Source organism: Chryseobacterium sp. IT-36CA2 (assembly GCF_949767875.1).
GTDB lineage: Bacteria > Bacteroidota > Bacteroidia > Flavobacteriales > Weeksellaceae > Chryseobacterium.
Genome location: NZ_CATKPG010000011.1, coordinates 168,154 through 180,573, shown reverse-complemented (window position 1 = coordinate 180,573; position 12,420 = coordinate 168,154). Strand labels below are relative to the sequence as shown.

General features: G+C 39.1%; 4 protein-coding genes. 1 reads left to right on the top strand and 3 read right to left on the bottom strand.

Annotated features, from left to right (window positions below; all coding sequences use genetic code 11):
- The first annotated feature begins 2 nt into the window (after positions 1–2).
- On the top strand, positions 3–632 hold the full coding sequence (gene coaE, locus ACM6F9_RS01630; protein ID WP_414844118.1) for a dephospho-CoA kinase: 630 nt from the start codon (positions 3–5) through the stop codon (positions 630–632).
- 143 nt (positions 633–775) lie between these two features.
- On the opposite strand, the gene ACM6F9_RS01625 is transcribed toward coaE, so the two are convergent.
- The 3 genes from ACM6F9_RS01625 to ACM6F9_RS01615 form a co-directional block, all read right to left on the bottom strand.
- Complete coding sequence (locus ACM6F9_RS01625; RefSeq protein WP_414844117.1) at positions 776–5,455, bottom strand: GEVED domain-containing protein; 4,680 nt, start codon at positions 5,453–5,455, stop codon at positions 776–778.
- 231 nt (positions 5,456–5,686) lie between these two features.
- Positions 5,687–10,120 carry a GEVED domain-containing protein gene (locus ACM6F9_RS01620; protein ID WP_414844116.1) on the bottom strand — a complete coding sequence of 1,478 codons (4,434 nt, stop codon included), beginning with the start codon at positions 10,118–10,120 and terminating at the stop codon, positions 5,687–5,689.
- 168 nt (positions 10,121–10,288) lie between these two features.
- Positions 10,289–12,319 (bottom strand): M43 family zinc metalloprotease, encoded by a 2,031-nt coding sequence (locus tag ACM6F9_RS01615; protein WP_414844115.1) that lies wholly within the window; start codon positions 12,317–12,319, stop codon positions 10,289–10,291.
- Between the last annotated feature and the right edge of the window lie 101 nt (positions 12,320–12,420).

The window sequence follows — 12,420 nt, the reverse complement described above, 5'->3', positions numbered from 1 at the left end:
TCATGGAAGAATCATATTCAGAAACACAACAGGCGGAACCGGAACCAGCACCCAAGATCATAGGTTTAACAGGCGGAATAGGCTCAGGAAAAACTACGGTAGCCCATTTTATAGAGGAATTCGGTTTTCCGGTTTATTATTCCGATGACAGAGCTAAAGCGATCGTTAATGAAAGCGAGGATCTGAAAATAAAAATCAAAGAACTTCTTGGTGAGGACTCTTATGATGAAAACGGATTGTATGACAGAAAATTTGTTGCCGATAAGGTTTTCAATAACAGAGATCTGCTTCAGCATTTAAACGAAATCATACATCCTGCGGTAAAGATTGATTTTGAAAACTGGGTCAAGAAACAAAGCAAGTATTTAGTTTTTAAAGAAACAGCTCTTTTGTTTGAACTAAAGCTTAACAGACAATGTTATAAATCTCTTTTGGTAACTGCTGAGGATAATATCAGAATTAAAAGAGTAATGGACAGGGATAATAAAACCTATCGCGAGGTAGAGGCTGTCATGGAAAAACAAATGCCTGAAAGGGATAAAATTAAAATGGCAGACTGTATCGTCTATAACAATACCAATCTGGAAGAATTAAAAGAACAGACTGAAAAAGTAATTTTCAGTATTGAATAAATAAAAACTCGTTGGAAGCTTTTCTAACGAGTTTTTTCTATTAAAAAATAATTTCTGAGGAAAATAATTTCCCTCATATCATAGTATAAAAAATAAGCCTCCATTGCTGGAGGCTTATTCTATTTGAAATTTAGATAGATTATCTATTCTTTGATAAATTTCTTCTGAGCAGTGTTACCGTTATCTTCGATATCGATTACATAAACACCGTTAATCAATTTGCTTACATTGATCTGGTTGTTCAGTAAGATACCATTGGCGATTACCTGTCCTGCTGCATTATAGATCGTATATTTAGCTCTCTTGCTGATATTCTTCACAAACAATACGGAACTTACAGGGTTTGGATAAATCATGATACTTGTCTGATCAATCGGATTAGATGCAATTGGTTTGGAGATTCTCACTGTATAATCCTCTACTTCTCCATTCTTGAAGTCTGTACAGTTTACAGGGACACCATCTCTTGACATCGCTACTCTCATGACAACATACTTATAATCTGTCATACTTACGAATGCATCAGCAGGTACATTGAACTTACCTGATACAGGACTGTTTGAATTAGGTGAAGAAGTAAATACTCTTTCGTTGATATCAAACTCACCGTTTCTGTTGAAATCAATCCATACAGCGATTCCTTCATCATAGGTCGTTCCTGTCCATTTCTTCTCAATGATGATCTCATTGTCTGTTGAGCCCTGGATCATTTCGATGAATGTTTTAGGAACTCCTGTGTAATCGGTATACGTAGATGCTCCTGATTCATTCTCCATCGTTTTCTTACCAGTTGGCTTCACTGTTACTTTAGAAATATGCTCTCCTACTGAACTTCCAGCCTTCATCTTACAGTAAATTACTGTAGGAGTCGTGAAGTAGTATGGAGGAGTATAGTTTCCTGGGGTACCATTACAGATATTTACTACCTGCATCTCATATTTCGTTAATTCGGTAAGACCTGTCAATACTAAGTTATTTACTAATGATGGTACCTCTGTCCAGCTTGGAATTCCTACTTTTCTATATCTAAGAACATACGTTGCTCCTGGGAAAGGATCCCATGTGATCTCTGCCGATGTAGGCAATAATTGAGTAATAGTCAATCCCGGAGGAGGAATCTGGCATATTCTTTCTGTAGTAAATACTTTAGGGTTTGAATATGGATTCAAGGTTGTTTCTCCGTTACACTGATTAGCAATCTGAACTTCATAAGTTGTATAGGGCTCTAATGCTGTTACACTTCCTAATACATAAGTGTTGGCAGGAGCTGCCGGTAAACTTATAATATTCCATGTTGTAGTTCCTACTTTTCTCCATCTCATCGTATACGTAGAGCTTGCTGCTAGCGGAGCCCAAGTAATCAATGCCGTGGTTGGAGTAATGTTACTTACTGTTACGTTTGGAGGAGTAGGATCACATCTTGTCGTGAAGGTCTTGATCGGAGTTGCTGTTCCTACAATATCTCCACAAATAGCTGCTACTTCTACTTCATAAGTGGTAGCTGGTATCAATCCGTTAATTACTAATGGAAGGTTACCCAATTGTGTTGAAGCGTATACTTCTGTCCAAGCTGTTGTTCCCTGAACTCTGTATCTTACTACATAGCTTACTCCTGCTCCTGTAATAGTAACAGTAGCTGATGTATGGGTTGTAGTAAATGTTGGTGCGTTAGGAGTTGCATTGCTGCAAGGTCTTATTCTTACTCTGTAGTCTTCTACTTCTCCGTCTACTGCATTCTGACACATTACCGGAGCACTTGTACGTTTCAATACAACTCTCAGGGTAGTAGTCAATGCTCCTGTATAAGCTGTTGATGGAACTGCAAAAGTAGCAGTAACAGGGGTCGTTGTATTGGCAGGAGAAATTAAGATTCTCTCAGCATCAGTAAACTGACCGTTTCTGTCAAAGTCAAGCCATGCAGTTACAGCATCGTTTCCGGTTGCACCGGTCCAGCCTTTTGCTACAGAGATTTTATTATTTTGAGAATTTACATCTAAAGTAATAAGAGTCTCAGGAGTAGTATAGCTGATATAGTTGGTCTGTACTGATGTGTTATTCATTGGTGGAACCCCAAGGTTCGAAGAGGTAACCGTTACATTCGAAATATGGTCGTTGGTTCCGGAACCAGTCATTTGACAATAAGCCAATGGTGGTGTTGTAAACGCTACTGATGCTGAATAAGCTCCTGTAGTTCCTCCACATGTTGTAGAAACCTGAACTTCATAATTCGTCTGTTCTGTAAGACCCGTAATTCCGTAGAAGTTCTGACCTGCAGGAACAGTAGCAGTCTGCCAAGCCCCACTTGGAGAAACTCTCCATCTTACAGTGTAAGTAGCTCCAACAGTAGATATCCATGATACCGTTGCGTTGCTTGCCGAAATATTATTCACTGTAATACCCGTTGGAGGTGCAGTTGTACAAGGTTGAGAATCTACAAATCTTACCGGATAATCTTCCACTTCTCCCTGAGTAAATGTTCCACAAGGGTTATTCGTACTACTTGTACTCATTACAATACGCATACGTGTCGGTTGAGTTCCTGTATATACATTTCCACTGGCAATTGTTGGTACAGGGAAAGTAGCCGTAACAGGAGTAGTTGTACTGGCAGTAGTATTCAGAACTCTCTCACTAGTTTCAAATGTTCCATTTCTGTTAAAATCGATCCATGCTGCAATTCCATAAGAACTACTGGAACCTGGCCAGTATTTGTTCACAGAAATTTTATTGGTATTTCCTGAACCTCTTTCCAGGGTAATCATTTTAGTAGGATCTGTAGTATAATCTTTGTAACCATCCGATCCCGAATTGTTAAACATAATAGGCGCATTCGTAGGCGTAACCGTTACATTATTAATATATCCGCTGGTTCCAGTATTCCCTGTAGGGTTAGCTGTACAGTAAGTTAATGGCGGAGTTGTAAATGTTACACTTGGTGAGAATGCTCCTGTAGTACCTCCACAAATAGTAGCCATCTGAACTTCATAAGCAGTCTGATCTACTAAATTACTTAACAACTGGCTGCTTGTAAGCGGAGTTGTAATGTTAATTGTAGTCCAGGTAGCATCAGTTACTTTTTTGTATCTCAAAACATATGTTGCTCCTATTGCAGGAATCCATGATACAAGAGCTGTACTTGCTGTAAGGTTTGAAACTGCAATATTACTTGGTGGTGCAGCAGAACATGGTTGTAAAGCAATAACACTTAATGTAAAGTCCACATAGTTACCATAAGCAGCAGGTCCACATGGAGTAATGTTTCCTAGCCAAGATGTTCCCATTCTTACTCTGTAATTACCAGGAGCCTGTCCTGCAGCGATTGGGATTGTTCCGGTAGCTGTTGCTGCATAAGTGGTAGTAGCAAGGATAGTTTCTCCAGGCCCGGTGAAACTCATATCATTATTCCAGTCAACCCAAATATAATGATAGTAAGTACTAGTTCCTGACGTAGCCAGATTAACAGTAACAGAAGTACTAGGAATTGCAGAAAACACAGTAGCTGAGTTATTTACATATGCCGTATAGCTGTTTGCTGTATAATTCAAGTTGGAAATACCTCCTGTTGTTGTAATATTATTCAGGTAATATGAAGTACTTGAAGTACCACCTGTAGGTATACAATATCCTGTATAGAAAGAAAGGGGTCCTTTCCATGCACTTTGATCTGTTGCGCTACATCTTGCTCTTACCCATGCATAATATGTTGTGTTAGGGGTAAGTGGAGAAAGTGTTGCAGTAGTTCCGGATGGAACGTTTTGTGACGGTACAGTCACTCCTGTTGGAGCTGTGTTACTTGTACTGTAATAAATATCATACCCTCCTGCAGGTACGTATCCAAAAGCCGTCCAGTTTAAGACTGCGCTGGTAGGTGTTATTGTTCCTGTGGATAAAGTTCCCGTTGTAGGCATTGGCGGACATGTTGGAGGCGTAGTAATAGTTACGGGTCCAGACCATGTACTTTGGTCCGTAGCACTACATTTTGCTCTCACCCACGCATAGTACGTTGTGTTAGGTACTAATGGTGAAAGAGTTGTTGTGGTTCCTGAAGGAACGTTTTGTGACGGTACCGTTGCTGCTGTTGGAGCAGTGTTTGTGGTACTGTAATAAATATCATACCCGCCCGCAGGCACAGATGAATACGCTGTCCAGTTCAATACTGCACTGGTAGGTGTTATTGTTCCTGTGGATAAAGTTCCGCCTGGAGGCATTGGTAAACACGTAGGTGCTGTACCAAAAGTCAATCGAACATTGGGTCTGTTTGCACTTATTGTTCCATTCCCTGTAGGAGCAGTTGTATCTGCTTCAAAATACATGTGACCTGCTGTTGCAGTACTATATTTAAAGCCTGCGCCAGCAGTTCCAGAACCTCCTCCGGATCCTCCATAATTGGTTTCAACTAAAACCATTAGGTTATCCGTTCCATTGTAGGTGTATGGAAGCTGTAATTGAAGTGTATTCCATCCTACTGCAAGGCTGGTTACATTCGCGCTATATACTAAAGTCGCTCCAGTAGTTACCGTATTCCAGTTTTGAGCCGTAATGGCTGTAGTAGTGGATGGTACGGATTTTAAATAAACTTTTACCGGGAAGGTAATGTTCATGGTTGCGGTAGCCTCCCATCCTACGGATAAGATACTGCCTCCACCAGGGGTGTTTATTTCTGCAGCAGTATATAGCGATGCAGATCTCTGATATCCATAATAGGGTGTCAAAGGATATCGCTGCGTACTGGTTCCTGTTCCAATGGTTACGACCTGGGCATGTAATGAGATCCCAAAGATCAAACCGAGAAACAGAATTAAAGAAGTAAAGAGTTTCTTCATAATGTTTTGGTTAGATATATATGTTAATCTTTACAAAATTAATCATATTTTTATCAATAACCAATTAGATTAAGTAAATCATTATCATATATTAATAAAAGAATAACTCAAATTAATTATCACCATTTTAAAACCCCTATTTTATGGAATTTCACAAAAAATATTGGGTATTTTTTAAAAAAAATAAGCCTCCAGCAATGGAGGCTTATTCTATTTGAAATTTAAACTTATTTATTCTTTGATAAATTTCTTCTGAACAGTGTTACCGTTATCTTCGATATCGATTACATAAACACCGTTAATCAATTTGCTTACATTGATCTGGTTGTTCAGTAAGATACCATTGGCGATTACCTGTCCTGCTGCATTGTAGATCGTATATTTAGCTCTCTTGCTGATATTCTTCACAAACAATACGGAACTTACAGGGTTTGGATAAATCATGATACTTGTCTGATCAATCGGATTAGATGCAATTGGTTTGGAGATTCTCACTGTATAATCCTCTACTTCTCCATTCTTGAAGTCTGTACAGTTTACAGGGACACCATCTCTTGACATCGCTACTCTCATGACAACATACTTATAATCTGTCATACTTACGAATGCATCAGCAGGTACATTGAACTTACCTGATACAGGACTGTTTGAATTAGGTGAAGAAGTAAATACTCTTTCGTTGATATCAAACTCACCGTTTCTGTTGAAATCAATCCATACAGCGATTCCTTCATCATAGGTCGTTCCTGTCCATTTCTTCTCAATGATGATCTCATTGTCTGTTGAGCCCTGGATCATTTCGATGAATGTTTTAGGAACTCCTGTGTAATCGGTATACGTAGATGCTCCTGATTCATTCTCCATCGTTTTCTTACCAGTTGGCTTCACTGTTACTTTAGAAATATGCTCTCCTACTGAACTTCCAGCCTTCATCTTACAGTAAATTACTGTAGGAGTCGTGAAGTAGTATGGAGGAGTATAGTTTCCTGGGGTACCATTACAGATATTTACTACCTGCATCTCATATTTCGTTAATTCGGTAAGACCTGTCAATACTAAGTTATTTACTAATGATGGTACCTCTGTCCAGCTTGGAATTCCTACTTTTCTATATCTAAGAACATACGTTGCTCCTGGGAAAGGATCCCATGTGATCTCTGCCGATGTAGGCAATAATTGAGTAATAGTCAATCCCGGAGGAGGAATCTGGCATATTCTTTCTGTAGTAAATACTTTAGGGTTTGAATATGGATTCAAGGTTGTTTCTCCGTTACACTGATTAGCAATCTGAACTTCATAAGTTGTATAGGGCTCTAATGCTGTTACACTTCCTAATACATAAGTGTTGGCAGGAGCTGCCGGTAAACTTATAATATTCCATGTTGTAGTTCCTACTTTTCTCCATCTCATCGTATACGTAGAGCTTGCTGCTAGCGGAGCCCAAGTAATCAATGCCGTGGTTGGAGTAATGTTACTTACTGTTACGTTTGGAGGAGTAGGATCACATCTTGTCGTGAAGGTCTTGATCGGAGTTGCTGTTCCTACAATATCTCCACAAATAGCTGCTACTTCTACTTCATAAGTGGTAGCTGGTATCAATCCGTTAATTACTAATGGAAGGTTACCCAATTGTGTTGAAGCGTATACTTCTGTCCAAGCTGTTGTTCCCTGAACTCTGTATCTTACTACATAGCTTACTCCTGCTCCTGTAATAGTAACAGTAGCTGATGTATGGGTTGTAGTAAATGTTGGTGCGTTAGGAGTTGCATTGCTGCAAGGTCTTATTCTTACTCTGTAGTCTTCTACTTCTCCGTCTACTGCATTCTGACACATTACCGGAGCACTTGTACGTTTCAATACAACTCTCAGGGTAGTAGTCAATGCTCCTGTATAAGCTGTTGATGGAACTGCAAAAGTAGCAGTAACAGGGGTCGTTGTATTGGCAGGAGAAATTAAGATTCTCTCAGCATCAGTAAACTGACCGTTTCTGTCAAAGTCAAGCCATGCAGTTACAGCATCGTTTCCGGTTGCACCGGTCCAGCCTTTTGCTACAGAGATTTTATTATTTTGAGAATTTACATCTAAAGTAATAAGAGTCTCAGGAGTAGTATAGCTGATATAGTTGGTCTGTACTGATGTGTTATTCATTGGTGGAACCCCAAGGTTCGAAGAGGTAACCGTTACATTCGAAATATGGTCGTTGGTTCCTGTACCTGTCATCTGACAGTAAGACAATGGTGGTGTTGTAAACGCTACTGACGATGAATAAGCTCCTGTAGTTCCTCCACATGTTGTAGAAATCTGAACTTCATAATTCGTCTGTTCTGTAAGACCAGTAATTCCGTAGAAGTTCTGACCTGCAGGAACGGTAGCAGTCTGCCAAGCTCCACTTGGTGCGACTCTCCATCTTACGGTATAAGTAGCTCCCACAGTAGAAATCCATGATACGGTTGCAGTAGTTGCTGCAACATTGTTCACTGTAATACCTGTTGGAGGAGCAGTTGTACAAGGTTGAGAATCTACAAACTTCACAGCATAATCTTCCACTTCTCCCTGAGTGAATGTTCCACAAGGGTTAGCATTATCGAAGTATCTCATTACGACACGCATACGGGTAGGAAGAGTTCCTGTATATACATTTCCACTGGCCACTGTTGGTACAGCAAAAGTAGCGGTTACAGGAGTAGTTGTACTATAAGTACTGTTCAGAATCTTCTCACTTGTTTCAAATGTTCCATTTCTGTTAAAATCTACCCAAGCTGCAACTCCATAAGATGTAGGAGTACCTGGCCAGTATTTGTTTACAGAAATTTTATTATTTGCAGAACCTCTTTCAAATATAACGACTCTTGTAGGATCTGTTGTATAATCTTTATAATTATCTGATACGGAATTGCTCAACATAATAGGAGCATTCGTCGGAGTAACCGTTACATTATTAATATAGCCACTTGTAGCTGTATTGCTTGAAGGACCTGCTGTACAGTAAGTAAGAGCCGGAGTTGTAAAGTTTACACTTGGTGAGAAGGCACCTGTAGTACCTCCGCAGACAGTAGCTACCTGAACTTCATATGCAGTTTGCTCCAATAATCCTGTAAGTAATTGGTTACTTATTAAAGGTGTATTTACAGTAATCTGCTGCCAAGCACCAGAAGGTGAAACTCTGTATCTTACAATATAAGTAGCTCCTGTAGTTGACGTCCAAGTAACGTTAGCTGAAGAAGGGGTTACATTATTTACAGTAATGTTTGAAGGCGGAGCTGTAGTACATGCTGACAAATCAATAAGTTTAACAGCATAATCTTCAGTCTCTCCATAAGAATAAGTACCACAAGCATTAATAGGGCTATACTCATTCATTACAACACGCATTTTGGTAGTCAGGTTTCCTGTATATACATTTCCACTTGCAGTTGTAGGTACCGTAAATGTTGCTGTAACCGGAGTTGTTGTATTACTTGGTGAAGTCAATACTCTTTCAGAAGCTTCAAAAATACCATTACGGTTATAGTCAATCCAAACTCCAGTTAAGAAGCTATACTGATAATCCGGCCATACTTTCGATACCGAAACAGTACCTGTACCACCTCTTACCAAAGTAACTAATCTTGTAGGATCTGTACTGTAGTCTGTATATCCACTTTGACCAGAATTACTTAGCATGGAAGGAGCTCCTTGTGCATTAACTGCAACCTGGCCAATGTATCCATCAATAAAAGTACTCGTCGCCGCTGAAGCACAATAACTTAATGCAGGAGTTGTAAAGTTCAAACTTGGTGAGAAGGCACCTGTAGTACCTCCGCAGACAGTAGCTACCTGAACTTCGTATGCAGTCTGTTCAGTTAATCCTGTAATAATCTGGTTTCCTACTAAAGGAGTTGTGACATTAATTGTCACCCAAGGGCCTCCGGCCAGAGGTCTGTATCTTACAACATAAGTAGCACCTGCAGAGAGATACCAACCTACGTTAGCTGAGGTTGTTGTAAGGTTTGAAACGGTAATGTTGGTAGGTGGTGCTGCTGAACAAGCCGGCAGCGCATGACTTTCAAACTGTACTCTAGGAATATCTGCAAGTCTATCTTTTGCTGCAGGTGGCGCAGCAGGGTCCGGATTTGCAGAATCTTCATAATAAATCATACCTCTATTTGCTCCTGCATTATAAGATCCCCAAGCTGTACCTGGTGAAGATGCATAACCTGGAGTTTTCTCATTTACAGCAACCACAAGATTGTCTGTTCCATTCCATAAAAATGGTGTTGCCAATTGAAGAGTTACCCAGTTTCCGTTTGTTAAAGTGGGTATAACTCCGGCATATACCTGAGTAAGGGCACTTAAAGGAACCCAGTTTGTAAGGGAGGCAAAGTTATTTTGGGTGGTGTTTCCCATGTATACTACCCAATCCTTATACACATCCTGAGAGGTTGCAACGGTGGTAGAATAAAACTTTATTGCCGTGATATAGGTCGACGTACCAATGGCAGTCGAAACTTCCGAAGCAGTATAAATCTGCTGGGAATAGCTATACCCATAATAGGAACGTATTGGGAGATACACTGAGGTACCCGTTCCTGTCCCGATCTGGCCTGCCTGAGCTGAGACTTTGGATACAAAGCCTGTACAAATCAAACAGAGAAACAGAATTAAAGAGGTAAAGAGTTTCTTCATAATGTTTTTCATTATAATATTAATCAGACAAATCTAATCATTTTTTATTATTAATTTACAGGTACATTTATGTTTTTTTTGAAAAAAAATGACAATATATCCACTTATGCTTTAAATAAAGAAATCCCCGAGAGACCCCGGGGATTTAATAAAATTTAAAGATTATCTTTATTTTTTGATGAATTTAAAGTTTTCTGAAATATTATTATCCTTTACAGTAATAATATAATTTCCTCTTAACAACTCACCTACATTTACTTTGTTGTTATCAATTGTTCCTTGTTTCACAAGTTGACCCACTGCATTATGAATTTCAAATGTAGCTTTAGCAGATACTTTGGTAACATTTAAGAAATCACTTACAGGGTTTGGATAGATTCCGAAATTATTTTTCTTATCAACTTCACTTGTCCCTAAGGTCTGAGCTTTCATTACTTTTCTTTGAGAAGTAGTGAAGCTTCCACCAGATAACAGAACAGTTCCTGAAGTAGTTTTGATGTTGTAATAACCTCCATCCAGAGCAATACCGTCTCCATAAGCGTCATTAATTGTGAAAGTATAGCAGTCGTCTGTACTTAACGTCCAGTTTTGAGTAATCAATGCCGGAAGAGTAGGTGTTGTTTGATCCGCATAACCACCTCCACTGTAAACAGTAGTTCCTGCACTGTTCTTTAATGTCCAGCTTGTTTCTGTTCCGTAATAATCTAATTGAAGATTAAACACCACATTCTGAGCGACTGGCATTGGTCCTCCTACATAAGTATCATTAATTGTATTATTGGAAGCTCTTTGATCCGCTCCTCCATTTACAGTACTGATACTGATTGTCATTGGACCACCCATTGTACCCGCTGTCACCGGAAGGCTAAGCAACTGAGATTTATCCTGAGCAAGGCTACCCGTCCAGTTATAAGGAGTTTGTGCAACACCATTAATTGTATAAGTGATCTGAGCTGAAGTAAGTAGTCCTGTTCCTCTGTTGAATAAAGATACCGGAACGTTCAATGATCCTGAACAAGTAACTGCAGAACAAGTTCTTTCTAATTTAACTTCTGCATCATTTGCAAATAAAGGAATCGCGATATCTTTAACTGAAGTCTTCAATGAAGCTCTTCTAGGAGAATTGTTCATAACCGCTGTAATTCTATCTTTTTGATTAATCGTAAAGATGTTCATACAGGTATCATTAGTATAATCCATATAGTTTTGAACCATTTCCATTACTAAAGGATCATTACAACTTGCAATGTTAGTAGGACAACCACCATTAGAAGTATGAGCCGTAGGAGTATCTGCACAGTAGTCATCCCCACAAGTAGCATCTCCCCAGATATGTCTTAATCCCAAGAAATGGCCTACCTCATGAGTCATTGTTCTTCCTTTATCATAAGGAGCCGATAACAGAAAAGTCCCATTCGTATTTAAATCACTTGTTCCAAATGTAGCAAAGTTAGCAACAACCCCATCCGTTTTACCATATCCACCAAGCGGATCTAATCCTGGAAGGTTAGAACCATCAGGGAATTGAGCATATCCTAACAAATTCGTATTTGGAGAAGCAAATTGCACACTCCACATATTCATATATTGAGTAGGATCCCAAATCGTTTCAGGCTTTACATAAGCGTCAATAGCATCTTTCTTAAAAGAAGTCTGGCATAAGTTTACTCTATCAATTCCATTGGTAGGATTTCCATTTGGATCTACTTTTGCCAATGCAAACTGAATTTGAACATCCGCCCCAACAGCATTATTATTAAATCCTGGAGTTCCTGTCAGCTTACGGTAATCCTGATTCATTACTGTAATCTGAGACATCACCTGCTCATCTACAATATTCGGAACCGTACCTACTGCCTGCCCACCATGAATAACGTGTACAACAACAGGAATGGTAACAATACCTCCATTTTGTGATTTTCCATTCTGTGAATTTTCATTCTTAGCTTTTTGAATTAATGGTCTCAACCAATCTTCAAACTGCTCTGTAGTAAGTCTTCCCGGAAAATGTCTTCTTAAGAAGTCTTCATACTCTGTTGTACCACATCTGTCGAAACCGTTAGTTTTTGCAAGTTCCTGTGGAGATTTAGCAACAGATTCTTTCTTCTGTCCTGTCCAGCCAGTATTTTGTGCGCTCATTAAACCGGCACATAATAAAGGTAATAAAAAGAGTGATTTTGAAGTAGTAGATTTTTGCATCTTTAATTTTTATAAACTTTACAAATATATTAGTTTTTAACAAAAGTTATAATATATTTTAAAAAAATAATCAGCAAATTGTAATAAAATAAAAATAACAA

What these genes read in the sequence shown, in the direction of transcription:
- ACM6F9_RS01625 (WP_414844117.1), bottom strand. Translation starts at nt 5,455, where the DNA reads ATGAAGAAACTCTTTACTTCTTTAATTCTGTTTCTCGGTTTGATCTTT.
- coaE (WP_414844118.1), top strand. Translation starts at nt 3, where the DNA reads ATGGAAGAATCATATTCAGAAACACAACAGGCGGAACCGGAACCAGCA.
- ACM6F9_RS01620 (WP_414844116.1), bottom strand. Translation starts at nt 10,120, where the DNA reads ATGAAGAAACTCTTTACCTCTTTAATTCTGTTTCTCTGTTTGATTTGT.
- ACM6F9_RS01615 (WP_414844115.1), bottom strand. Translation starts at nt 12,319, where the DNA reads ATGCAAAAATCTACTACTTCAAAATCACTCTTTTTATTACCTTTATTA.